Origin of the sequence: Streptomyces sp. SID13031 (assembly GCF_010548305.1) — a bacterium.
GTDB lineage: Bacteria > Actinomycetota > Actinomycetes > Propionibacteriales > Kribbellaceae > Kribbella.
On the sequence record NZ_JAAGLV010000024.1, the window covers coordinates 73,258 to 96,737 of the forward strand.

Genomic DNA, 23,480 nt, shown 5'->3' on the forward strand with positions numbered 1-23,480 from the left:
GTGGAGCGCTGCTCCGCCGAACCTGGGAAGCGAGATCATCCGGTCAGATCGCGGGTTCGCCTTCCGGGGAAGTACCTGTCGCCTTGGCGCCGGGGAAGTGGCGCCAACACCCAGGTCGGAAGTCGGACCCGTGATCTCACCGGACGTCCGGCGCCACCTCGGGGTCGTTCAGTTTCAGAAGATGCCGGGCAGTACCTCCTCGGACAGGTCGGCGAATGCCTGCTCCTGTGCCGCGGAGTACGTGTTCCAGTTCTCCGTGTTCCAGATCTCCACCCTGTTCATCGCCCCGATGACGACACAGTCGCGATCCAGTCCTGCGTAGTCGCGAAGCATCGGTGGGATGGTGACCCGGCCCTGCTTGTCCGGCACCTCGTTGGAGGCGCCGGCGAACAACATCCGTAGGTAGTCCCGCGCACCCTTGTTGGTGATCGGGGCCTGCTTCAACTGCTCGGTCAACTGCACGAACTCGGCCTCGGGCCACACGGACAGCGACCGCTCCTGTCCACGCGTGATCACCAGACCCTCCGCCAGTTCGTCGCGGAACTTCGCCGGCAGGAACAGTCGGCCCTTGTCGTCGAGCTTGGGGAAGTGCGTTCCGAGGAACACGTTCCACCTCCCCGTTGCGGACTCTCCGTCTCAGGTCGAGCTTGTTGTCCACCATTTCAGTACCACTGCGCTCCACCTTACTCCACTTTGCCCCACCGTCAACCAGATTCGCCCCGTTTCGCTCCCCCGTAAGCTGGAGGTCACGAACCGGCAACAACGGGTGAGGGCGATTTCGATGAACGCCGAAACGACTGGTAACGAAACGCACGGAGATCTAGGCCCGACCCCTACGCCGGGTCAGAATGAGTCGGCCAACAACCAATGGGGAGGACTCAGGGTGAGCACCACCGCGACCAGCTCGGCCATGGATTTCGACGAGCTGACAGAGGTGGCGGGACGGGTCCGCCGAGCCATCGAGACTGTGATCGAAGGCAAACCCGATGTCGTCGAAGTAGCCGTCACCGTGCTACTCGCCGAGGGACATCTGTTGATCGAGGACGTACCGGGCGTCGGGAAGACGATGCTGGCCAAGGCGCTGGCGCGGTCGATCGACTGCACCGTGCGCCGGATCCAGTTCACGCCCGACCTGCTGCCGTCGGACATCACCGGCGTGTCGGTCTTCAACCAGGAGAACCGCGAGTTCGAGTTCAAGCCCGGCGCGGTGTTCGCGAACATCGTCGTCGGTGACGAGATCAACCGCGCGTCGCCGAAGACGCAGGCCGCGCTGCTGGAGTCGATGGAGGAGCGCCAGGTCACCGTCGACACGACGACGTACCAGCTCGAGGCGCCGTTCATGGTGATCGCGACGCAGAACCCGATCGAGATGGAGGGCACCTACCCCCTTCCCGAGGCGCAGCGCGACCGCTTCATGGCCCGGCTGTCGATGGGCTACCCGGAGCCGGCCGCCGAGATCCGGATGCTCGACGGGCACGCCGCCGCCGAGCCGCTGGACAGTCTCCAGCCGGTGACCGACGGGCAGCAGATCCTCCGTCTGGTGAAGACGGTGCACTCCGTGCACGTGTCGGATTCGGTGAAGGAGTACGCCGTCGCGCTGGTCGGGGCGACCAGACGGTCGCAGGAGTTGCGGCTGGGCGCCAGCCCGCGCGCCACGCTGCACCTGGTCCGGGCCGCCCGGGCCGCTGCCGCGCTGGACTCGCGGGAGTTCGTCCTGCCGGACGACATCCAGGAGCTCGCTGTACCGGTCCTTGCCCACCGGGTACTACCGGCCGCCGAGGCTCACCTCGGTGGGCGTGGCGCGGCCGACATCATCTCCGGGCTCGTGGCTTCGGTGCCGCTGCCCCGCACTCGTCGGGACTGAGACATGCGGCAGGCACTGCGGGGATTGACCACCCGAGGGCGGGCATTCGTCGCAGCCGGAATCACTGCTTCTCTTTGTGCGTTGCTGCTCGGCCAGAAGGACCTGCTGCGGGTCGGCATCCTTCTGGTCGCGCTGCCGCTCGTGGCAGCACTCGTCGTCGGCCGGACCCGGCTGCGCCTGCAGGTCCGGCGCAGCCTGGCTCCGGACCAGGTACCGGTAGGCACGCAGTCGACGGTCGAGCTGACCCTGTCCAACCAGGGCCGGATGCCGGCTGGGCTATTGCTGCTAGAGGACCGGATTCCTTATGTACTAGGTCACCGGCCGCGCTTCGTCGTCGACCGGGTCAGCCCGAACTGGAAGCGCACGGTCACCTATCCGGTGAAGTCCGACGTGCGTGGGCTTTTCCAGGTCGGGCCGTTGATGCTGACGGTCGCGGACCCGTTCGGCCTGGTCGAGACGAGCAGGACGTTCACCCGCAGTCAGCATCTGCTGGTGACGCCACGGGTTTACCAGCTCCCCGAAGTACGGCTGGGTGCTGATCGTGCGGGGTCCGGTGAGAACCGGCCGCGCGCCATCGCCTCGGCGGGTGAAGAGGACGCCACCGTTCGCGAGTACCGCGACGGCGACGACCTGCGCCGGGTGCACTGGCGTTCGACCGCGCGACGCGGGGCGATGATGGTTCGCCGGGAGGAGCAGCCCTGGCAGAGCCGGTGCGCGATCTTCCTGGACGCCCGCACCATCTCGCACCACGGGCATGGACCGTCGTCCAGCCTCGAGTGGGCGGTGAGCGCGGCGGCCTCGGTCGGTATCGACCGGATCCGGCGCGGCTACGTCACCACCTTGCTGGGCGGGCCGACCACGCTGTCGGCGATCAGCCATCGCAGCTCGACGGCGATCCACCAGCCGCTCACCAGCCAGCAACTGCTGACCGAGTGCGCGACGGTGGAGGAGCACAAGTACGCCGAGATCCGCCCGTTGCTGACTGTCGACCGGCACATCCAGGAACCCAGTCTGGTGGTCGCGGTCGTCGGCGCCTGCAACAGCGAGGACATCACCGCGCTCAATCGCTGGCGGACCAGCCAGGCGACCGGGGTGGCGCTCTTGCTCGATGCGGCAAGCTGGTCGGTGGGTGCGGAGGGTACTGAGAAGGCCGCCCGGCTCACCACCGCCACAGATGCCACCGAGAACGAACTGCGCCGCAACGGCTGGCGGGTCGCCAGAGTGCAGCGCGGAGACCATCTCCCGACCGTGTGGTCCACCCTCGGACTGCGGAGCGGAAGGATCGCATGACCGGTCACGTCAGGATCTCCCTCGCCGCCTGGGCGGCGACCGTGCTCGGAGCGCTGGTGCTCACGCCGGTGTTCTCCGGGCCTTTCCTCTTCATCAGCGCCTTGCTCTGCGCGGCCGTGACCGGCGTCGGGATCCTGCTGCAGAACTGGCGCACGCCGCGCTTCGTCGTACCGATCGTCCAGCTGCTCGTCCTGATCGAGCTGATCTCGCTGTTCTTCCTTCACGACACGATGAAGTTCGGCCTGCTGCCCTGGCGGGACACCGTGGTCTCGTTCAACAGCCAGATGGTCGACGCGATGGACTCGATCAACCGGTACAGCGCTCCCCTGCCCTATGACCGGCACCTGCTGCTGTTCGCGTCGTCGGTGATCGCCGCGGCCGGGCTGCTCATCCACCTGGTCGCAGTACAGATCAGGCAGGCCGCTTGGGCGGGTCTGCTGCTCCTGACGATGTACACGGTGCCCGCCGCGACCGTGCACGGTGGACTGCCTGCATTGCTGTTCGTCCCGCCGGCCCTCGGCTACATCGTGTTGCTGTCGGCCGAAGGGCGCACCAGGCTCAGTCGCTGGGGTCGCCGCATTTCTGGGGTCTCGCACCTGGACGCTGCCGAGCCGATCGAGGCCTCCGCGCTGGGACAGGCCGGACGACGGATCGGGCTGAGTGTCGTCGCGCTGGCCGCGTTGCTGCCGGCGCTCATCCCCGCCCTGCCGGAAGGGGTGATCGGCAACGGCCTGAACGGCAGCGGCGCCGGTAGCGGCGCAGGCGCGGTCATCTCGGCGAACGACCCGATGCTGGACATGGGCAAGAACCTGAAGCGCGGCGACAACGTGACCGCGCTGACCTACACCGGAGGACCGGCAGGCGGGGTCTACCTCCGGCTGACGGCGCTGGACTCCTTCGACGGCAACGTATGGCGGGTCTCGGACAAAGGCGAAGGCCAGCGGATCGGCAACGATCTGCTGAGCCCGCCGCCCGGTTACCTCGGCGACCTCACCAAGGTGCCGCAGGTCAAGATGAAGATCGAGGTGGAGCGGGCGCTGCGGTCCCAGCTGGCGCCGGTGCCGTATCCACTGCGTTCGATCTCGCTGAAGAAGAACTGGAAGTACTACACCAGTGCGCTGGACGTCACCTCCACCAACGGCCAGGTCGTCGGCGGCGAGGACTACAACCTCACCTATTACGACCTGCAGCCGACCGCGCAGGAACTGAACGACAGCATCCCGACGGGCGAACCCGACCAGGTCACCAGCGAGCTGCCGAACTCGAAGATCAATCCGGAGGTCGTGCAGCTGGCCCAGCAGGTGACCGCCGAGGCGAAGGGCAATCGCTTCCAGCAGGCGGCAGCACTGCAGAGCTACTTCCGGTCGAGCACGTTCACCTACAGCACAGCGACGGACAGCAAGAGTGGCATGAACGCGCTGAACGACTTCCTGCTCCGGAGCAGGCGCGGGTACTGCGAGCAGTTCGCGACCGGGATGGCCCTGATGGCCCGCATCCTCGGCATCCCCTCCCGGGTCGCGATCGGCTTCCTGCCCCGGCCGGCAGACTCGGACAACAAGCACGTCGTGAAGATGCACGACATGCACGCCTGGCCCGAGCTGTACTTCCAGGGAATCGGCTGGGTCACCTTCGACCCGACGCCGCCGGCCCGGATCGCGACGGCGCCGAGCTGGACCAACCCGGCGAACGTCGGCCCGACCAGCCCGATCACCACGGCGCCGACGGCACCGACGACGCCGGGCGAGACGGTCAGCCCCACTGCCAAGACGCCCAACGAGCGCAACCTGCCGGGTGACAGCGGGCTCGGGACGGTCAACGCCGGCAACTGGTTCACCAACGGCGGCGGCAAGCTCATCGGCCTGACGCTGCTGGCGATCCTGCTGCTCTGCGTGCCATGGCTGATCCGCACCCTCACCCGGCGCAAGCGCTTCAGCCGGCTGCCGAGCCGGATCGGTATCGAGGGGTTGTGGGCGGAGGTCCGCGACACCGCCCGCGATCTCGGGCTGGACTGGTCGGACATCTCGACACCTCGCCAGCTCGGCGACTGGCTGGTCTCCAAGGTGCCGGCCGAGACGCAGCCCCAGGCACTCCGCCTGGCCCGCGGCGTCGAAGCCATGCGGTACGCCGGTCAGGACTCCGACTTCCCCGACCTTCGCACGGAAGCCGAAGCGGTTCGCAAGGCGCTGTGGATCGACACCCGCTTCATCCGCCGCTGGCGGGCGAGGATGCTGCCGCCGTCGTGGCGCTGGTACCTCAACCGGGGCAGCTCCGAGGCCTCCGACCTGCTGGACGAGTTCGATCTGCTGCTGGCCCGGATCCGCTCAGCCCTGATCCCCCGCCGGAGCGGCCGGCACGCCAACTAGCCACTGGTACCAGCACCGGCACCGCGCTGCCTGCTAGCCCCAACCGGGGTTGGCAGGCAGTTGCATGCCTGGCCACCATCGCCGGTCCAGCCGGTGGGGGTTCGGCCGTCGTCGCCGGGCCAGCCAGTGCCTCGCCGGCCACCAGTGCCAGCTAGCCGGGGGCGGCGCAGCCCGTAGTACTGGGCAAGACAGAACCACACCCGGCGCGGATGCGCGGGTGTGGCTCGGAAGGTGCCGAAGTCAGACGGTCAGAGATCCTCGTCGCGGCGGCGGCGCCAGCGGTCTTCCATCCGCTCCATGAAGCTGCCGGACGAATCGTGTCTGGTCCGGTGCCGCTTGGACTGCGGCGGAGGCGGCGGCAGGTCGTCGCCGTCGCTCGCGTTGCTGATCCGCTTCATGCTCAGCGCGGCAACATACAGGCAGGCGACCATCACGACGAAGCCGATCACTCCGATGATGGTGTTGGGGATAATCGCGCCGGCCATCAAAATGGCAATACCCAGCACGAATCCAACGCCGGCAAGAACTGCCCGGCGCTTGTAGTACAAGCGCACATTGGTGCCTCGCATGGCGGAAACAAACTTCGGGTCTTCCGCAGCGAGGGCACGTTCGAGCTGCTCGAACTGGCGCTGCTCTTCTTCCGAGAGGGGCACCGTCGATCCCTCCATGGTGAGCGCGATCTCGATAGGCCGAGTCCAGTCTAGGCCGACCATGCGGTCCACGAAACCCTGACTGCCTGTCCCGCGCGTCACGGTCCGGCAACTCCGCGCTGTAATCACGGCTTCAGCACCCGTTTTCGCCTGGGGAGGCGTCATTTCATCCGGCGTGTCGTCGTTTTGCGGACACAGCAAGTAACCGTCCTCCGGGCGACTCACAGCGCCCGGAAAGGCAGTGCCCACCGAGCATCCCACGACAGCCGCCGTAGTGCGAACGATTGACCTACACCGGCGGACGCGGCCGGTGGGGGTCGACAGGTGGCGAAGCTCAGTGGGTCAGCAGGTGGCGACGCGGTGCCGAGGCTGGCGACCGGCGACGTGTGGTGACGCTGGCGACCGGCGAGGTGGGTCGGGGCCGGCGAGTGGCGAGTGGCGAAGTGGCGAGTGGCGTTTGGGTCAGCGGGTGGCGAGGATGTGGAGCTGGGGGGCCAGGGCGCGGAAGGCTGGGTGCTGGCTGGCAGCTCGCTCCAGCTCGGCCAGTGCCTCGGGGGCGCCTGGCTCGGAGTCGACGAAGGCCGCCGGGACCAGGTCGGCGAACGTGCGCACACCGTGCACGGTGTGCACCATGAAACCGGCCTCGGCAAGCTGCGCGATGATGCCCGCCTCGTCGAACCGGCGAGGCATCGGGTCGGTCGGTCCCCAGCGTCCGTCGGGGTCCTGTAGCGCGACGCGGGCTTCGGCGAGATGCCCGGCCAAGGCCCGGGCCAGCACCACAGCGTTGCGCTGGGCAACCAACAGGCTCAGTACGCCGCCATCTCGCAGTACGGATCCCATCGCCTGCAACGCCTGGACCGGGTCGTCGACGACCTCGAGTACGCCGTGGCAGAGCACTGCGTCGGCGCTCGACTCCCCCGCGACGTCAGGCAGCTCAGCGGCATCGCCCTGGACACCACGGACGAGCTTGCTCACACCCTCGTCAGCGGCCCGCCGCTCGAGCGACGCGAGCGCGTCGGGGCTGGGATCGACCACGGTGACGCGGTGCCCCTCAACCGCCAACGGGACGGCGAAACCACCGGTACCACCGCCGAGGTCGACGATGTCCAGTCCTGCTCCGGGATCGCTACGCACCCGGCCGGCAAGTGCCACGCGCAGAGCCTCGGCAACCAGCGCCGTTCGCACCGAGCGCCGACGTCGGTCGACCATCCTGAAGCCCTCCTCGACTACACCATCAGTCCGAGCCACACCCTACTTGCCGCCCACCCACCCACCTCACCACCACTACCGTTCAGCTGCGCCGGGACAGTTGCCGGCCGAGACGGTCGATGGCTTCCTCCGCTTCTTCAAGCATGAACCCGGCAACCTCCACCGACCGCTCACCAGTCGCACCGACGAACGTCGCGTTGCTCACCGCCGTCGCCCCAGGCCTCACCCGTCGCCGCCAGCCACTCGTCCATCGGCGTACCGGCCGTCCTCGCCCAGGCTTCCTTGTACGCAGCAACGCCGGCCCGCCTGGCAGCCATCACCAGGTCGAGCATGCCCGGCCCAACCCGAGCACTCCCCCAGTCGATCAACCGCGGCCATGTCACAAATCGGGGAAGGGCGGGCCATGCCGCTACGTCAAACACTGCTCGGCGCGATCGTTGTCACGGGGTTGATCCTCAGCCTGAGCGCCTGCGGCGGCGACGATAAAGCCACCACCCCAACACCGGTGAGCAGCGCACCAACCCCCACACCCACCCCAACGCCGACACCAACCCCGGTGGACCCGACGGTCGCAGCCAAGGCCAAGATCCTGGCGGACTACAAGAACTTCATCGCGACCCGGTCCCGAGGCATCGTGAGCAACAACCCGACCTTCGCCTACGAACAGGTCATGACAGGCGAGGCCCTGGCGGCTATCAAGGCGGTCGCGACAGGTGCGGAGATGATCGGCACGAAGTACAGCGGCAACGTCCGCTTCATCAAGGGCAAAGTGGCAGCCGTGAACCTCAGGGCCAAGCCCGCCACAGCGACGGTGCAAGCCTGCGTCTTCGATGGCCTGTCGACGACGAGCAAGAGCGGCAAGGTCAACACCTCATCCATAGAGGTGTCGAGAGAGGACCGCATGGTGCTGATCGGCGGCAGCTGGAAAGCCACCGAGACGAAGACACTTGCGAAGGAGGCGCCTGGGTGCGCGTGAAAATATCCGCCCTCATTGCCGCAGGCATCCTCCTTGTCAACCTGCTGTGCTGCCTACCAGCTATGGCGCACCCCTGCGATGCCTCAATCAGCGCACAGCTCGACTCCTCTCAAGCAGATCTGACGTGCCCGTCTCCTCCGTCAACGGACAACAGCACCTTGCCTGGCAAGAAGAGAACCGGCGAAAAGTCGGTGAAGCCGGCTTGCGTGTGGGTGCCGGAACCGGGCTATCAGCCCGGGCCCGGGCAGAAGGCCGGCGGCAGCGGAGGCGGCTGGTACCGCAAGTTCTGCAGCTTCGGGAAGTACAACACGCTGGCTGATTTCGAGAGTGAAATGGGCACGTGGGATGTGATGAACATGCGGCAGTCGAACATGATGAACCAGGCTGGTTTGGACATCCAGTGGTTCGTCACGCCGCCGGCCGTGCCGCGGCGGACGCCGGTTTGGCTCACTGACAAGGATGGTCAGTTCGTCCCGGACCTGTACCAGCCAACGGCGAAGACCATCGAACTCGAGGGCTATCCGTTGAAGTGGCAGATCGTTCCAGCCCTGACCATCTCGCCCGGCGCAGGCAGCGAAGAGCAGACGTGCGACGGTGCGGGAGTGCCATGGTCCGCGTCGGCTGACGGCGACCCGAGCGCGTGCACTGTGACCTACGACCGATCCGGTCAGTACACGCTGTCGGCCAACGTCGGCTGGACAGTGCAATGGTGGCTCGACGGCGTACCCCAAGAAGACATCCCCGGCCCAACCAACACCGCCACCCGCGCCATCACCGTCCTCGAAATCCACGCCCTGGACCGCTGACCATGGCCGAACAATCGGTCGACGCAGCAGCAACTGACGACGTGCCGCATCCCTTGCACGCGTATGTGACTGCGCTACTGAGGCGCGTGGGCACAACGCAGACACGGCTGAACAACAAGCAACCACGACCGGCACAGGCCGTCTCCCAAGGAACAGCTTGGGTCAGATCGCGCCACCGAGGATCGGCGGGGCGGTGAAGCAGTACACCTGCGCACCCAGCACCATCCCGCGCCGATCGGCACCCATTGCCAGGTCGCCAAGGAGGTACTGATCCTGACCATCGTCGGTATTCAGGTCGGCCTGAAGCGCATCAGCGGCGACCCAGGGGCGACTCAAGGTGCCCTCCAGCGTGTCCAACCACCAGAAGCCGTCGGGCGCCCGGAAGAACACATCCCCGAACAACGACGCAAACACAGGCGCCTTACCGGCTAGGTCCAGCCAACGCCAGGACTCCAACCCGCGGGCGTACTGCTCAGCAGTGAACGCACGCGTCAAATTCCACTGGCGGAGCACACAGACTAACGGTCCCTTCACCCAGAAGCCGACGGACAAGCGGCGCACGCGGAGCCGTCGCGGTCGCCATTGCTCCCTAGACAGTTAGGTGGAAACTTCTGGTCGCCAGGTGCAAGTTAGTTACCCGTTAGGCGGGCGCCCAGAGGTACGCGCCACCAACCTCGGCACCAGCCCGCCCATCAGCTGTCGATCGAGGTCGACACGAGGCGAGAGTCGGCTTCGCGGGCAGCCATCCGCCAGCCCCGCCGATCACCACCGTGGTCGAACTCACGCGACGCATTAGGAGTGGGGGCGGCGGGTGCGTGGGGTGGTGCTTGGTGGAGATGGGCGAGCGCCCGCGGGACGGGGGCCCGCGGGCGCTGCGTTGGGGGGAGGTGGTGGGGCTGGGTTAGCTGGCCTGCATCCAGGGTTGGGCTAGGACTGATTGGGGGTCGGAGTAGTTGGGGAGGGCTGGTTGGGTGGTGAGGTGGAGGCTGGATTCGACGAGGTTGTAGAAGGATTCGGCGGCGCGAATCAGGTCGTCGGCCTCGCGGGTGGTGACGGCTCGCTCCAGGCCTGCTTCGGCGGCGGCGCGTTGGGTGGCGCCGGCGGCGAAGAAGGTGGCCCATTCGCCGAGCTCCGGGGCGACCTCCGACAGCAGCACCCAGGCGTTGCGCTGGACGCGGCGGCGGGGGCCTGAGCGGACTGGGCGGGCGCGGACGGCGAGCACCGCGGCGGCGACTCGGAGGGCGGCCACGTGGGCGCTCGAGTAGCGGATCAGGTGGTCGTCGGCCTCGCGGGCCTCGGCGAGCGCAGTACGCGCTCGGGAAAGATCGCGGCTGGCCGAACCAGCGGCCGCCGGTGCAACCGGTGAAACTGTCATCGGTCCGTCACCCTCTCCAATTGCCAGCGTCCGGAGTCCGGGTCATGCGCGAGATCGAACATCTCCCGCCGGCCGTGCCGGCCGCAGCCGGCCTCCACCCGGTAGACCGCCCGTTGCGGCCCCCAATCTGCATCCAGCACACCGACGGCCGCGGATGATCCCGCGACGGCGGTCGCCGTCGCGGCGCCGACGCCGGAACCGATCACCCCGCGCTCCCACCAGGCCGCCGTCTCCACCCACTGGGCCTCGACCGAGCAGACCCGCCACAGCCGCCCGCGCCACAGGAACTGCTGTGGGGTGTCGACGCCGTCCTCGACGGCTGAACGCACCTCAACGGATTCGTCGAACTCCCACATGCTGCATCGCCTCCTGTGCGCGAACTTCTTCCCCTGGTCAGCGGCCCGGTGGGTGGGCGCCAGGTGGGGGTCGAGGTCCACCTCGGCGCCCGGCCCACCGGGACCACCGGTTACCGATGCGGCCGCAACTCCGCACCGGAGTCCTTCAGTTGCTCCGATCGCCTGGGTCCGGTCTCCCGACGAGACCGGCACTTCGGCAATCGAACATCTGTTCGAACACTGCAAGCGTAGCCTTGCGCGCCGACAATCGTCAACGGGCGGTAAGCGGTGGGTGGCCCGCGGCGTGCGCTTCCCCGGCGAGACTGAATCCATCGCCCGGACCGGCCGGACGACGGAGTGGAGACGATCGATGCCAAGCACCCGCCGCACCCTGGCCGTCACCACGGTGGCGGTCGTCGCCGTGGTCACCGCCGTCGCGTTGCCGCTGTTCCAGCCCTGGCGGCTGTTCACCGGCAAGGTGTCGACGAGGCGCTCCCTGGCGCCGATCCGATCTCCATGACCACATCCTCTGCGGCGCCACCGACAATTTCTGCCGGCCGCGGCCGGACCCCCACCGCTCCCCCGCCCAAAGCGACGCCGAAAGCCACTCCGGAAGCCCCGCCGGAAGCCCCGCAGCGGCTGACCACCGGCACCTTCATCAGCCACGAACACGAGACCAAAGGCACGGCATCGATCCTGAAACTGCCCAACGGCTCCCGGGTACTACGTCTCGAAGCCCTGGACACCTCGGACGGTCCCGACGTCGAGGTCTGGCTCAGCGACGCCGAGGTCGTCGACGGCAAAGCCGGCTGGCACGTCTTCGACGACGGCGCCCACCACAGCCTCGGCCAGCTCAAAGGCACCAAGGGCAACCAGAACTACCTGATCCCGCCCGACGTCGACCTGACCAAACTCCGCAGCGTCTCCCTGTGGTGCAACCGGTTCAACGTGTCCTTCGGCGCCGCCGCCCTCGCCTGACAAAACCAGATGTGGCCGACCACCCCCTGCAACTAGGGTCGGCCCATGACCACCGGCGGCACCTTCATCTCGGCTAGAGCTCTCAGCCAGAGCTTCCACGACGAGATCATCCGCCCGCTGCTGGCCGAAATCCCTTACGCGGCAGGTTTGCTGGGCTGGGGCTCGGACGTGCTCGGCTACGACACCGCGCGGTCGATGGACCACGACTGGGGTCCACGCCTCCACGTCTTCGTCGACGCCTACGAGGTCGACCGAGTCACCCACGCGATCGAGGGTGCCCTGCCCTCGGAGTACCGGGGTCACGCAGTGCGGTACGGCTCGGACACCGTGGTGCCGGTGCATCGCATCACGGTCACCACTGTCGACGCGTGGCTCAAGGAGCACCTCGGTGTCCTCAATGGTCGCGACCTGTCCCTCGAAGACTGGCTGGTGACGCCGCAGCAGCAGTTGCTGGGGGTCGTGGCCGGGGCCGTGTACGCCGACGACGGGCGCCTGCAGGTGGTCCGTGACGAGCTCCGGTGGTACCCGGATGACCTCTGGCTCTGGATGCTGGGCTGCCAGTGGTCCCGGATCGAGCAGGAGGAGGCGTTCGTCCAGCGCACCTCCGAGGTGGGAGACGAGCTCGGCTCACGGGTCGTGGCAGCCCGCCTGACCCGCGACCTGATGCGCCTCACCCTGCTGATGGAACGCACCTACGCCCCGTACACGAAGTGGCTCGGTACTGCGTTCACCCGTCTCGGCCATCCCGACGGCCTGGATCGCGATCTCGAGCAGGCGCTCGCCGCCGGCACCTTGGCCGAGCGCGAGCGCGCGCTCACGACGGCGTACCGGAAGGTCGCGGTCAGGCACAACGACCTCGAACTGACCGAGCCGGTCGATCCGGAACCGCGCCGGTACCACGACCGCCCGGCGATGGTGCTCGGAGCGGGCCGGTTCGTGCAGGCGTGCCTGGCCGCGGTGAAACACCTACGCGTGCAGGAGCTCGGGCTGATCGGCGCGATCGACCAGTTCGCGGACAACACTGATCTGCTCAGCAACCCGGCTGCGTACCGGAAGTTGATCAACATCTTCGAGAAGTAGGGTTTCGCCCGTGAGCACTCATCCCAATGTCCGACTGGTCGCCGCCGCGCTCGCAGCGGGCGGCGCCACCGGTGAGATCAAGATCCTCGACGACGCGGTACCGACCGCGGCCGCCGCGGCTGCCGAGCTCGGCTGCGAGGTCGGCGCGATCGCGAACAGCCTGATCTTCGACGGCGACGGCTCCCCCGTCCTGATCCTGACGTCCGGCGCGCACCGGGTCGACACCGCGAAGGTCGCCGCCGAGCTCGGCATCGGCAAGCTCCGCCGGGCGACCCCGGAGTTCGTGAAGGAGCACACCGGCCAGTCGATCGGCGGCGTCGCCCCGGTCGGCCACCCGCACCCGGTCCGCACGCTGGTCGACACCACCCTCGACCAGTACGCCGTGGTCTGGGCGGCCGCCGGCATCCCCCACTCGGTATTCCCGACCACCTACGCCGAGCTCGTCACGCTGACCAACGGCACGCCGATCACCGTCAACTGAAACTCGTGAGCGCCGCAGCGATGAGTCCGGCGCCCGGTGGGAGTCTCATCTGTGGACAACCTCTCGACAGATGGGATCAGGCTGATGACGCAGGGACCGCTCGACCATGAGTTCACCGCGGTACTGGAGAAGGACGGCGCCTTCGCCACGTACCTGACCGTGCCCGACTCGGCCGAGTTGCTGGGGACCGGGCGGGCGGCGAAGGTGAGCGGGACCATCGACGGTCAGCCGTTCGATGCCACCCTGATGCCTTCGGGTAGTGGGCCGCACTGGTTGCCGCTGCGGGCAGCCATCTGCAAGCAGATCGGCAAGAGCCAGGCCGGCGACGAGGTCAAGGTGCACCTCACTCAAAGGCACAGCTGACAGCGGTGGTCAGGCGAGGAGCTCATCGATGGTCGAGCGGACATACCGTCGCGCGAGCAAGCCGCGCCGAAGCCGCGACACCGGGTTGCGGCGAGCGCGAGCCATGGTGGCTGAGCCGTAGCGGCGGTGGTGGATGTCATTGACCACTGCAGCTGGGGCTCCGAGGGACGGCAGGAGTTCCAGAGCTTCGCGTTTGGTGATCAGTGTGCCGTCCGTCAGCGTTACGGCGGCTCGGGCGACGGTGATGAGGCCGAGGTCGACCCAGATGTCCCGCCGCCAGCGGGTCCACTTGGTGGCGGCCGGGCGCCAGAAGGTCTCCAGGTCGCGGCGGATGAACGCCGCCAGCTCGGCATCGGTAGTTGCCGGGAGCAATGAAGATGGCGCGGGTCCGTAGATGCTGAGATCGCCCAGGGCCAGTTCCCGTCGGGTGACCGCGGTCACCGGCCGATCGAAGTACTCCCGGTGTGCCCAGGTCGGATGCCGCAGCGACGCGTCGGCCAGCTGATCGACCCGCAGGTAGCTGCAGTGCAACCCGACAGCCAACGGATGAGCAGCCTCCAGCGAACGATGGAGAGCCTTCAAACCCTCAGCGGCGCCAACAGGCCCGTCAAGGACCGCGATCACGTCCAGGTCGCTGCGACCGACCTGGAAGTCGCCCAGCGCCAGCGACCCGTGCAACCACACGGCTCGCAGTGGCACCACCGACGGCAGGGACGCGACGAAGCCGTCCAGCAGACGCTGGACGGCTTCGTGGTAAGGCACGGTCAGTAGGCTAGCTTCAAGTCCACGTCGGCGGCACGGACGTAGGCCATCCGGTGGCCGAACCAGATCTGGTAATAGCGGTCCTTGCCGAGCACCTGTACGTGATCTGTCGGCGGCTCGCCGGCGAACGTGTTGGCCCGGTAGTAGTCCGTCTCGATGTTCGCGTCACCCACCGAGTAGGCCTGGCCGGCAGCGATCGAGTACTGCAGCGGCGTGACGGTCTGGTACGGAATCCCAGCCGGGTAAGCGGCCTGCTCCGGGTAAGCCCGCCCATAGACCGGCACTGTCGTCTTGCCCGCCTTCGGCTTCACCACGAGCCCCGGCTTGGCGAACGCGTCAGGCGCAGTGCGGGGACTCTTGAACCAGGCCTTCGCCCCCAGGTACCAGACCGCTACCCAGTCACCCGAGCGCTCCGCCACCACGTACTGCGAACCAGCGGCCGCCCGCCCACCGATGTCCGACACCTGCGTGGTGCTGTCGGAGCCGTTCGGCCGGTTGCCCAGGTCCTTGACCAGCGGAGCCGCATCGTCGGGCGCCTGCCGGAGGTACACGAAGTTCGTGCCCTGCGGCGCGCAAGGCGTACCGGCGGTGGTGCAGGCGGTCACGACCTGCTGGTTGTCGGCGAAGCCCGGCTTCACCGTGACGAGCGAACCGGCCTTCACCGGGAGGACGTTGTGCCCGTAGATCGGCGCGCCCAGCAGGTCGAAGTAGTGCTCCCAATCCCAGTACGGTCCCGGATCCCAGTGCATGCCGGCGACGGTCGACGGGACCGTGCCGGGCACCTGGTCGTGGCCGATGATGTGCGCGCGGTCCAGCGGGATGTTGTTCTGCTTCGCGAGGTACTTCACCAGCTTCGCCGAGTTGCGGTAGAGGGCCTCGGTGTACCAGGTCGAGCCCTGGGCGGCGAAGCCCTCGTGCTCGATCCCGATGCTGTGCATGTTCACGTACCAGTTGCCGGCGTGCCAGGCGACGTCGTTCGCGTTCACGTGCTGCCAGACGTGGCCGTCCGACGAGCGCATCGTGTACTGCCAGGACACGTACGTCGGGTCCTGGACCAGGTTCAGCGTGCCCTGCCAGCCACCCTCGGTGTCGTGGATGACGATGTAGTCGATCTTGCCCGTCTTCGGCCGGTTCCCCAGGTCGTGGTTGCCGTAGTCACCAGCACCCGGCCCGTACGTCGAGTACGGCGCCGGCAGCGACTCACAGGCGAGCTGCGCCGGGCACTGAACTCCACCAGCAGCACCCGCCTTAGCTAATGGCAGAGCGGTCTTGGCCAGCTGCGCCTTGTCCGGCGTCACCTTCTGCGCCGGCATCACGAGTTGCTGGCCAGTGTTCGTAGTGCGGGCTGCACCGCGCGCCAGGATCGCGTAGACGTCGTCAGCGAAGCCAGCGGCGCTAGTACGGTCCGATGCGCCGGCGTACGTGCTCACTGCGCCGTACCAGGCAGCGGCAGACGTAGTAGCGCCGACCGGCAGGTTCATCGAGCGCTGGTAGGAAGCGAGCAGCGCAGCGCCACCGGAGATGTTGGCGGCAGTGTCATTGCGCAGTGCGGCGGGGTCGAGCCCGGTCAAGTCCGACGCCTGGTACAGCGTCTGCAGCGACTCACCCTTGGCCAGCATCACGCCATTGGAACGATCCGTCAGCTCGCTCGGGGCGACAGCCGTCAAGTGCATCGGCCCGTAGCCGCCCGACGTACTGGCCTTGCCCTGGTGGTCGTCCCACCGGGTCTCGGCGTAGGACACGGCCAGCAGCACCGACTCCGGTACGCCGTACTGCGCTGACGCGGAACGGAAAGCCTCAGCCGCCACGGCGGACGCGGGCCCGGGCGTGGCAGCGGCCGCCACGGGCGGACCACCGGACGACACGCCGGTCACGGTTATGGGCAGCGCTACCGCTACCAGTGCGGCGAGAATCTTCGGACGACGACGCATGTTTGTTCTCCCTGGACCAGATGGGATACCGGTCACGCAGACCGGCAGCCTGTTCACTTTGGGTCGCGGAGATCCGGATGTCAACGGTTAACCAAATTTGGAGTCAGAAGGTTCGATACTGACGACGAGTGAGGTCCCCACGGGGTAACGACACAGGGTTACGGAGCAAGGCCATGGAAGCGTTGCCGTTGGCGTTCACGACGGGCTGGGCGAGCGGCATCAACGCCTACGCGTGCGTACTGATCCTCGGTCTGCTCGGCCGGTTCGCCGGTGTCGACGAAATCCCGTCCTCGCTGACCGGCAACGGCGTCCTGATCGTCGCCGGCGCGCTCTTCGCGTTCGAGTTCGTCGCCGACAAGATCCCCTATATCGACTCGGCCTGGGACGCGATCTCCACCGTCATCCGGCCGACCGTCGGCGCGATCGTCGCCGCACTGCTGGCCGGTGAAGCGGGCAGCCTGCACCAGGCCGCGATCGCCACCACCGGCGGGGTCGTAGCGCTGGTGTCGCACCTGGTGAAATCGAGCCTGCGGCTGGCGATCAACACCTCCCCCGAGCCCGTCACCAACATCGCCGCCTCGTCCGGTGAGGACGTCGCCGTCGCCGGTGTCGTCTCGCTGGCCGCGTTCCACCCCACCGCCGCCCTGATCATCGCCGCCATCCTGCTGCTGATCGGGCTCGTCTCGGTGTACTTCGCGTTCCGCGCGATCCGCCGGGGCCTCGTCAGGTTCCAGGCCTGGCGCGAGAAACGTAGCAATCCAGCAACCGGGAGCAGTGCAGTCTGATGGCCCGCGTGATCGTCATCGGGGCCGGCCTAGCCGGTCTCGCCACCGCCGTACGGCTGGCCAAGCTCGGCCACCAAGTTACCGTCTGCGAGAAGGACGACCGCCTGGGCGGCGCCCTCGGCCGGGTCGAGGCCGACGGCTTCAGCTGGGACGCCGGAGCAGCCAGTACTACGCTGCCGGCCGCCCTGCGCGACCTGTTCCGCAAGAGCGGCCGCCCGATCGAGAGCCTGGCCCAGCTGGAGCCCATCACCGAGCCGCGGCGCCACCTGTTCGGCGACGGCTCCGTGCTCGACCTGCCGGTCGGCGACCGGGCGTCCCAGTTCGAAGCCTGGCGGGACCTAGCTGACGACAAGACGGCAGAGCAGTGGACAGCACTGGTCGACAAGTACGGCGAGACCTGGCAGATCCTGCGCAAGTCGTCGCTGGAGCCGCCGCTGATGGACAAGCTGCCACTGGCCGCCATCCGCAGCCTCAAGCCCTGGCAGTCGCTCGAGCGCACCGCACAGCGCGGCCTCGACGACGAGCGCGCCCGCGCGGTACTGCGCTACTACGCGACCCAGCACGGCTCCGACCCGAAGCTCACACCTGGCTACGTCGGGGTTTGGTCGTACCTGGAGCGCACGTTCGGCCGCTGGACCATCCAGGGCGGCTTCGGCGTACTGGCCGATGCCCTGGCGCAGCGGGCGAGCGAGCGCAAGATCGACATCCACACCCATGCAGAGGTCGTCGGAGTCGACACCGACAACGGCCAGGTGACCGGGGTCAGGCTGTCGGACGGCAAGACGCTGCCGGCCGACGTCGTGGTCAGCGACATCGATCCACGCCACCTCTACGGGCAGCTGGTCGACGACCCGCACGCCAAGAAGGTCCGGCGCAAGGTCCTCTCCACCCACCAGGCCCAGGCGGCCTACGTCGTCCACCTCGGCCTCAAAGGCCCAGTGCCGGCCCTGCCCTTCGAGACCGTGCTGCACGGCAGCCCGACGGTAGTGATCCGCACCGGTGGTCAGGCGCCCGCCGGACACCAGGCCTGGTCGGTACTGGTCCATGGCTACCCCACTGACGACGTACTGGACCTCCTGGTCGCCAGAGGACTGCACATCCGGGACAAGGTCGTCTCCCGCCAGACCTCTCCTTCCTGGTGGGCCGGCGTCGCCTGGGAGGGGTACAAAACCGCCCGGCGACGGGCCGCGAACGCCTCCCCGATCAAGGGCCTGTACTGCGTCGGCGCGGGTGCTCACCCAGGCGTCGGAGTGCCCTCTACCACCCTCGGTGCGGCCATCGTTGCGGACGCCGTCGGCAAGGCTTGATCGCGGCGCACTAAGATTGATCGTTCATGTGTTCCGTGTCGGGGATTGTCGCCCGGCAGTAGAGAGGACCCCGGTGGATCAAACCCCCACGTCGACCGACCTGGAGAACGTCGAGCGCGCTGAGCTCGAGGCCGAGCAGCAGCACGTCGACCAGGTGTATACCCGGGTCGCCGAGGCCGCCCGGTCCGCGTCCCGGATCGCGGTCGAAGGGCACCAGCGCGGTCAGGCGCAGAATGTCGGCCGCGTCCGCGACGAGGAGCAGACCGGTCTGTACGAGCGCGACGTCCTGGTGTTCGCCGCAGCCCGCCGGATCGCCGAGCTGGACGCCGAGCACGAGGGCCTCGTGTTCGGCCGGCTCGACTCCGACCTGGGCGACGACACCGAGGTCGTGGCGACCGCCGCGGACTTGGAGAGCCTGTACGTCGGCCGGATCGGCGTTCGCGACGCCGAGTACGAGCCGCTCGTGATCGACTGGCGTGCCCCGGCCGCCGAGCCGTTCTACCGCGCGACTCCGACCGACCGGCTGAAGGTCGTCCGGCGCCGCGTACTGCGCAACAAGGGTCCCCGCATCGCGGGGATCGAGGACGACCTGCTGGCGCCCGATCGCGCTCCCGCCGACCTGCCCGTGATGGGTGAGGGCGCGCTGATGGCGTCCCTGTCGCGTGCTCGTGGTCACACGATGCGTGACATCGTCGCCACCATCCAGGCCGAGCAGGACGAGGCGATCCGGGCACCTGCCCGCGGCGTCACCGTCATCGGTGGCGGCCCCGGCACCGGCAAGACCGTGGTGGCGCTGCACCGCGCCGCCTACCTCCTGTACTCCGACCGCAGGCGGTTCGAACGCGGCGGCGTCCTGGTGGTCGGCCCGTCGGCCGCCTTCATGGCCTACATCGAGCGAGTGCTCCCAAGCCTCGGCGAGAACACCGTGTCGCTACGGGCGGTCGGTGAACTCGTGGACGGCGTGCGGGCGACTGCTGTCGACAACGCGGACGTAGCCGCGATCAAGGGCTCCCTGCGGATGCGCGGCCTGCTCTCCCGGGTAGCACGCGACCGGGTGCCCGATGCGCCGACCGGCCTGCGGGTCTTCATTAACGGCGCGAATGTCGAGCTGGACACGAACCAGCTCGACAACGTCCGCCGCAACGCGCTGCGCCGTACGCCGCGCAACAAGGCCGGCTCCGAAGCCCGCAAGGGCCTGGTGGCCGCGCTGTGGCAGCGGTTCCCCGACGACCTGCGGAACGGCGTCTACGCCGACCGCGAGTCGTTCGGCGACATCGTCACCGACCTGCCCGCGTACAAGCAGTTCTTCGCAGCCTGGTGGCCAGTGCTCACCCCGGGTGCCGTGCTGCGCTGGCTGGGCGACTCCCGGCGTACACAGCGCTGGTCGCGTGGGGACTTCACCCCGGCCGAGAGCGACCAGTTGTCGGCGGCAATTCGTAGTACGAGCGAGTTCACCATCGCCGACGTCGCACTGCTCGACGAGCTGAGCAACCTGCTCGGCCGGCCGCCAGTGATCGAGGCCGGCAAGGACGAGGAGTTCGACTGGCTCGAGGGGCTCTCGGACGGCGTCAACGAAGTACTGACGACCTCTGAGCGGCGTGCTCGTGCAGTGGCGGCGGCAGACGCCGAGGAGCCGGACGAGTACGCCCACGTGCTGGTGGACGAGGCACAGGACCTCTCCCCCATGCAGTGGCGCATGGTGACTCGCCGCGGCCCGCAGGCCAGCTGGACGATCGTGGGCGACCCGGCCCAGAGCTCCTGGCCCGACCCGGCCGAGGCGCGGGCGGCGATGGACTCGATGCTGTCGCACCTGCAGCGGCACACCTTCCGGCTCTCGACGAACTACCGGAACTCGGCGGAGATCTACGCCTTCGCCGGCGAGGTGATCCGGCAGGAGATCCCGGACGCCGACCTGCCGAACGCAGTACGGCAGACCGGTGTGGATCCGGAGCACCGGATCTTCGATGCGGACAAGGTCGCCGAGGCGGCAGCCGACGCGGCCGGTGAGCTCCTCCAGCTGGTCGAGGGCACCGTCGGCGTCATCGTTCCGCCAGTACTTCGCCCCGCGATCGACTCGGTGCTCAAGGAACTCGGCGACTCCCGCGTGGTGGCGCTGAGCCCGCTGGACTCCAAGGGCCTCGAGTACGACGCCGTCGTGGTGGTCGAGCCGGACCGGATCGTGAGCGACACACTGGGCGGCGTCCGAGCCCTGTATGTCGTCCTGACCCGGGCCACCCAACGGATGATCACCATCAACAGCACCACCCACTGGCTACCCACCCACACCTCCTGACCCCGTCATTTCGGGGTGGGGTGGTCAGCCGCGGGGGATGACGTAGTCGACCAGGTCTGCGTCGTCCGGGCTGATGTTGGCCCAGCGGCTGGTGGTGTGCAGGACTGTCAGGCCTGAGGTCGGGTACTTCTGGGTGAGCTCGACGCGGTTCGGGCTGGTGCCATCGAGTGCCAGCTCGTCCGCGAGCCACGGGATCCCGGGCGCGTGGCCGACGACGACCACCGTCCGGATCTCGGCCGGTACGTCGTAGATGACCTCAAGCAGCTCCTCGGTACCGGCACTGTAGATCCGCCGGTCGTACCAGACGTCGGTGGCGATCGCGCCGGCCTCGGCGGCGTACTGCCAGGTCTCCCTGGTGCGGATCGAGGGCGAGCACAGGACGAGCTCGGCCTCGATGCCCTGGGCAAGCAAGTAGCGTCCCGCCGCGGCAGCGTCGGCGCGGCCGCGGTCGGCGAGCGGTCGCTCGAGGTCGGGCATCGACTCGGGCGGCACCGCCTTCGCGTGCCGGAGCAGTACCAGGGTGCGGTCGATCAGCAGGTCGGACGGGTCAGCCATCGGCCCAGGATAGGGCGTCCGCGCCGGCCCGGGTCAGACCACTGTGGACTGCAGGTTGCGGAACACCTGACGCGTCGCCGTCGAGCGGTTCAGGGTGATGAAGTGGATGCCCGGCGCGCCACCGGCGAGCAGTTGGTCGCAGAGCTCGCTGGCGATCTCGATCCCGGCGGACCGGACCGCGGCCGGGTCGTCCGCGACCGCGTGCAGCCGGTCGGTGACGGCCGTCGGCAACGCCATGCCGGTCAGCTCGGCCATCCGCTCGATCTGCTTGATGTTCGTCACCGGCATGATGCCCGGCAGGATCGGGATGTCGCAGCCCAGCGCCGCGGCCCGGTCGACCAGCCGGAAGTAGTCGTCCGCGCCGAAGAACATCTGGGTGATGGCGTAATCGGCGCCGGCCGCAGCCTTCGCCGCGAGGACGCGGGCGTCGGTCTCGAGGTCCGAGGCCTCCGGGTGCTTGTCGGGGAAGGCCGCGACGCCGACGCAGAAGTCGCCGAGCTCACGGACCAGCTCGACCAGCTCGACCGCGTGGTTCAGGCCCTCGGGATGCGCGACCCACGGCTGCGACGGCCCGCCCGGCGGGTCGCCCCGCAGCGCGAGCACGTTGCGCACCCCTGCTCCGGCGTACGCGCCGATGACGGAGCGCAGCTCGTCCCGCGAGTGCGATACGCAGGTCAGGTGCCCGAGCGGCGTCAGCGAAGTGTCCTGCGCGACCCGCTCGGTGACCCGGATCGTGCCGTCCCGGGTCGTCCCGCCGGCGCCGTACGTGATCGAGACGAAGGTCGGCCGCAACTGCTCGATCTCGCGGATCGAGCGCCACAGCACCTCCTCGGCCTCGGGCGTCTTCGGTGGGAAGAACTCGAAGGAGAAAGATGGCTCGGCCGTCGACAGCAGGTCACGGATCGTCGGCGTAGTGCCGGGGAGCGTGGACGGGAGACCGGTTGCCATGGGGTCAAGGCTACCGGGGCGTGAGCGTCCGCGGCGGCACCGACTACTCTCCGAGACGTGTATGCCGACGCAGACATCCCGACCGAGATCCAGGCAGCGCTGACCAGCTTCCTGGACATCCAGCAGGAGCGGCTCGCCGCGATCGGACCAGAGCTCGAGGAGCAGGTCCAGGCCGCGCGGGACGCGACCAGTGGCGGTAAACGGCTGCGGCCATCCTTCTGCTACTGGGGTTTCCGCGCCGCCGGCGGTGACCATCGGCAGCCGATCCTGAAGGCCGCCGCGAGTCTGGAGATGCTGCACGTCAGCGCGCTCGTCCACGACGACGTGATGGATTCCTCCGACGTACGCCGGGGAGCACCGGCGGCCCACCGCCGGTTCGAGGCGCTGCAGCGGGCCCGGACGGAGAAGAGCGGCCGCGGTGGCGACCCGGTCGGATTCGGGATCGGCGCGGCCATCCTGCTCGGCGACCTGTGCCTGATCTGGGCCGACGAGATGCTGAACACGTCGGGATTCGACGCGGCCTCCTTGGCGGCTGCCTCGAAGTTCTTCGACGCCGTCCGGGTGGAGGTGACGGCCGGGCAGTACCTCGACCTGGTCGCCCAGGCCTCGGGCGAGGCCGACATGGACCGGGCTCTGCGCGTACTGCGGTACAAGGCAGCGACGTACACGGTCGAGCGGCCGCTCCACATCGGCGCCGCTCTTGGTGGCGGTGGCCAGCACCTCATCGACGCACTGTCGGCGTACGGGCTGCCCCTGGGTGAGGCCTTCCAGTTGCGCGACGACCTACTGGGTGTCTTCGGCGATCCGGCGCTGACCGGGAAGCCGGCCGGCGACGACCTGCGCGAGGGCAAGCGGACGGTCCTCACGGCGTACGCGGTCGAGCACGCGTCGGAGGTGCAGCTGACCGAGTTCGACCGGCTCTTCGGGCGGCCGGATCTGGACGCCGACGAGATCCAGTTGCTGCGCGAGATCCTTCAGGACAGCCGCGCGGTCCAGGCCTGCGAGGACCTGATCACCGAACGCACCGAGGACGCCCTCGACTCGCTCGATCGCGCGCCCATCGACGACGAGACCTCCCGCAAGGCGCTCGCCGACCTCGCGATCGCCGCCACCGCCCGGCACCTCTGAG

General features: G+C 68.4%; 25 protein-coding genes. 14 read left to right on the forward strand and 11 right to left on the reverse strand.

Annotated elements, in window-relative coordinates; genetic code table 11:
• Positions 1-174: 174 nt before the first annotated feature.
• Entirely contained in the window at positions 175-606 is a 432-nt protein-coding gene (gene mraZ / locus G3I17_RS34890) for a division/cell wall cluster transcriptional repressor MraZ (RefSeq protein WP_164602800.1), read from the reverse strand.
• A 304-nt stretch (positions 607-910) separates the two neighbouring features.
• Here mraZ and G3I17_RS34895 point away from each other — a divergent pair, with 304 nt between their 5' ends.
• The 3 genes from G3I17_RS34895 to G3I17_RS34905 are packed head-to-tail and all read left to right on the forward strand — an operon-like array spanning position 911 to position 5,517.
• Complete coding sequence (locus tag G3I17_RS34895) at positions 911-1,864, forward strand: MoxR family ATPase (RefSeq protein ID WP_164602895.1); 954 nt, start codon at positions 911-913, stop codon at positions 1,862-1,864.
• A 3-nt stretch (positions 1,865-1,867) separates the two neighbouring features.
• Positions 1,868-3,154 (forward strand): DUF58 domain-containing protein, encoded by a 1,287-nt coding sequence (locus G3I17_RS34900; protein WP_164602803.1) that lies wholly within the window; start codon positions 1,868-1,870, stop codon positions 3,152-3,154.
• The gene (locus G3I17_RS34905) at positions 3,151-5,517 is read left to right on the forward strand and encodes a DUF3488 and transglutaminase-like domain-containing protein (RefSeq protein ID WP_164602805.1); all 2,367 of its coding nucleotides are present in this window, start codon (positions 3,151-3,153) and stop codon (positions 5,515-5,517) included. Before G3I17_RS34900 ends, G3I17_RS34905 begins: the two co-directional genes overlap by 4 nt.
• A gap of 248 nt (positions 5,518-5,765) precedes the next feature.
• Here G3I17_RS34905 and G3I17_RS42370 read toward each other — a convergent pair whose 3' ends face one another.
• The 3 genes from G3I17_RS42370 to G3I17_RS34920 all read right to left on the reverse strand — a co-directional run bounded on the left by G3I17_RS42370 (position 5,766) and on the right by G3I17_RS34920 (position 7,708).
• Positions 5,766-6,416 (reverse strand): DUF3040 domain-containing protein, encoded by a 651-nt coding sequence (locus G3I17_RS42370; protein ID WP_203591182.1) that lies wholly within the window; start codon positions 6,414-6,416, stop codon positions 5,766-5,768.
• 213 nt (positions 6,417-6,629) lie between these two features.
• Complete coding sequence (locus tag G3I17_RS34915) at positions 6,630-7,376, reverse strand: methyltransferase domain-containing protein (protein ID WP_164602807.1); 747 nt, start codon at positions 7,374-7,376, stop codon at positions 6,630-6,632.
• 170 nt (positions 7,377-7,546) lie between these two features.
• The gene (locus G3I17_RS34920; RefSeq protein ID WP_164602809.1) at positions 7,547-7,708 is read right to left on the reverse strand and encodes a hypothetical protein; all 162 of its coding nucleotides are present in this window, start codon (positions 7,706-7,708) and stop codon (positions 7,547-7,549) included.
• A 116-nt stretch (positions 7,709-7,824) separates the two neighbouring features.
• On the opposite strand from G3I17_RS34920, the gene G3I17_RS34925 reads away from it, so the two are divergent.
• Both G3I17_RS34925 and G3I17_RS34930 read left to right on the forward strand, forming a co-directional pair.
• Positions 7,825-8,352, forward strand: coding sequence for a hypothetical protein (locus G3I17_RS34925; protein WP_164602811.1), 528 nt, complete (start codon positions 7,825-7,827; stop codon positions 8,350-8,352).
• A complete protein-coding gene (locus tag G3I17_RS34930) occupies positions 8,343-9,158 on the forward strand; it encodes a hypothetical protein (protein WP_164602813.1) in 816 nt (271 codons plus the stop codon). Before G3I17_RS34925 ends, G3I17_RS34930 begins: the two co-directional genes overlap by 10 nt.
• Positions 9,159-9,320: 162 nt before the next feature.
• On the opposite strand, the gene G3I17_RS34935 is transcribed toward G3I17_RS34930, so the two are convergent.
• The 3 genes from G3I17_RS34935 to G3I17_RS34945 form a co-directional block, all read right to left on the reverse strand.
• Entirely contained in the window at positions 9,321-9,692 is a 372-nt protein-coding gene (locus G3I17_RS34935) for a hypothetical protein (RefSeq protein ID WP_164602815.1), read from the reverse strand.
• 367 nt (positions 9,693-10,059) lie between these two features.
• A complete protein-coding gene (locus G3I17_RS34940; RefSeq protein ID WP_164602817.1) occupies positions 10,060-10,533 on the reverse strand; it encodes an SAV_6107 family HEPN domain-containing protein in 474 nt (157 codons plus the stop codon).
• Positions 10,530-10,889: a DUF6504 family protein gene (locus tag G3I17_RS34945; RefSeq protein WP_164602819.1), complete on the reverse strand. Its 360-nt coding sequence runs from the start codon at positions 10,887-10,889 to the stop codon at positions 10,530-10,532. The genes G3I17_RS34940 and G3I17_RS34945 overlap by 4 nt, the downstream gene beginning before the upstream one ends.
• A gap of 349 nt (positions 10,890-11,238) precedes the next feature.
• Here G3I17_RS34945 and G3I17_RS34950 point away from each other — a divergent pair, with 349 nt between their 5' ends.
• From G3I17_RS34950 to G3I17_RS34970, 5 genes are all read left to right on the forward strand, one after another.
• A complete protein-coding gene (locus G3I17_RS34950; RefSeq protein ID WP_164602821.1) occupies positions 11,239-11,388 on the forward strand; it encodes a hypothetical protein in 150 nt (49 codons plus the stop codon).
• Complete coding sequence (locus G3I17_RS34955) at positions 11,385-11,846, forward strand: DM13 domain-containing protein (protein WP_164602823.1); 462 nt, start codon at positions 11,385-11,387, stop codon at positions 11,844-11,846. Before G3I17_RS34950 ends, G3I17_RS34955 begins: the two co-directional genes overlap by 4 nt.
• A 45-nt stretch (positions 11,847-11,891) precedes the next feature.
• A complete protein-coding gene (locus G3I17_RS34960) occupies positions 11,892-12,926 on the forward strand; it encodes a DUF4037 domain-containing protein (protein WP_164602825.1) in 1,035 nt (344 codons plus the stop codon).
• 10 nt (positions 12,927-12,936) lie between these two features.
• On the forward strand, positions 12,937-13,407 hold the full coding sequence (locus G3I17_RS34965; RefSeq protein WP_164602827.1) for a YbaK/EbsC family protein: 471 nt from the start codon (positions 12,937-12,939) through the stop codon (positions 13,405-13,407).
• Between the two features lie 84 nt (positions 13,408-13,491).
• Complete coding sequence (locus G3I17_RS34970) at positions 13,492-13,770, forward strand: DUF1905 domain-containing protein (protein ID WP_164602829.1); 279 nt, start codon at positions 13,492-13,494, stop codon at positions 13,768-13,770.
• A 9-nt stretch (positions 13,771-13,779) separates the two neighbouring features.
• Here G3I17_RS34970 and G3I17_RS34975 read toward each other — a convergent pair whose 3' ends face one another.
• A complete protein-coding gene (locus G3I17_RS34975; protein ID WP_164602832.1) occupies positions 13,780-14,532 on the reverse strand; it encodes a nucleotidyltransferase in 753 nt (250 codons plus the stop codon).
• Positions 14,533-14,534: 2 nt separating this feature from the next.
• Positions 14,535-16,463 (reverse strand): peptidoglycan recognition family protein, encoded by a 1,929-nt coding sequence (locus G3I17_RS34980; RefSeq protein WP_164602834.1) that lies wholly within the window; start codon positions 16,461-16,463, stop codon positions 14,535-14,537.
• Between the two features lie 173 nt (positions 16,464-16,636).
• Between G3I17_RS34980 and G3I17_RS34985 the strand changes: the two genes are divergently transcribed.
• The 3 genes from G3I17_RS34985 to G3I17_RS34995 all read left to right on the forward strand — a co-directional run bounded on the left by G3I17_RS34985 (position 16,637) and on the right by G3I17_RS34995 (position 20,848).
• Positions 16,637-17,248, forward strand: coding sequence for a DUF4126 domain-containing protein (locus tag G3I17_RS34985; RefSeq protein WP_164602836.1), 612 nt, complete (start codon positions 16,637-16,639; stop codon positions 17,246-17,248).
• Entirely contained in the window at positions 17,248-18,555 is a 1,308-nt protein-coding gene (locus tag G3I17_RS41330; RefSeq protein WP_164602838.1) for an NAD(P)/FAD-dependent oxidoreductase, read from the forward strand. Before G3I17_RS34985 ends, G3I17_RS41330 begins: the two co-directional genes overlap by 1 nt.
• Positions 18,556-18,628: 73 nt before the next feature.
• Positions 18,629-20,848, forward strand: a complete 2,220-nt coding sequence (locus G3I17_RS34995; RefSeq protein ID WP_164602840.1) for a UvrD-helicase domain-containing protein — start codon at positions 18,629-18,631, stop codon at positions 20,846-20,848.
• A gap of 24 nt (positions 20,849-20,872) precedes the next feature.
• Here the strand turns inward: G3I17_RS34995 and G3I17_RS35000 are convergent, their stop codons facing one another.
• Positions 20,873-21,403 carry a histidine phosphatase family protein gene (locus G3I17_RS35000; RefSeq protein WP_164602841.1) on the reverse strand — a complete coding sequence of 177 codons (531 nt, stop codon included), beginning with the start codon at positions 21,401-21,403 and terminating at the stop codon, positions 20,873-20,875.
• A 33-nt stretch (positions 21,404-21,436) separates the two neighbouring features.
• Positions 21,437-22,351 carry a methylenetetrahydrofolate reductase [NAD(P)H] gene (gene metF / locus G3I17_RS35005; RefSeq protein ID WP_164602842.1) on the reverse strand — a complete coding sequence of 305 codons (915 nt, stop codon included), beginning with the start codon at positions 22,349-22,351 and terminating at the stop codon, positions 21,437-21,439.
• A 57-nt stretch (positions 22,352-22,408) separates the two neighbouring features.
• Here metF and G3I17_RS35010 point away from each other — a divergent pair, with 57 nt between their 5' ends.
• The gene (locus tag G3I17_RS35010; RefSeq protein ID WP_164602843.1) at positions 22,409-23,479 is read left to right on the forward strand and encodes a polyprenyl synthetase family protein; all 1,071 of its coding nucleotides are present in this window, start codon (positions 22,409-22,411) and stop codon (positions 23,477-23,479) included.
• Position 23,480 lies beyond the last annotated feature (1 nt).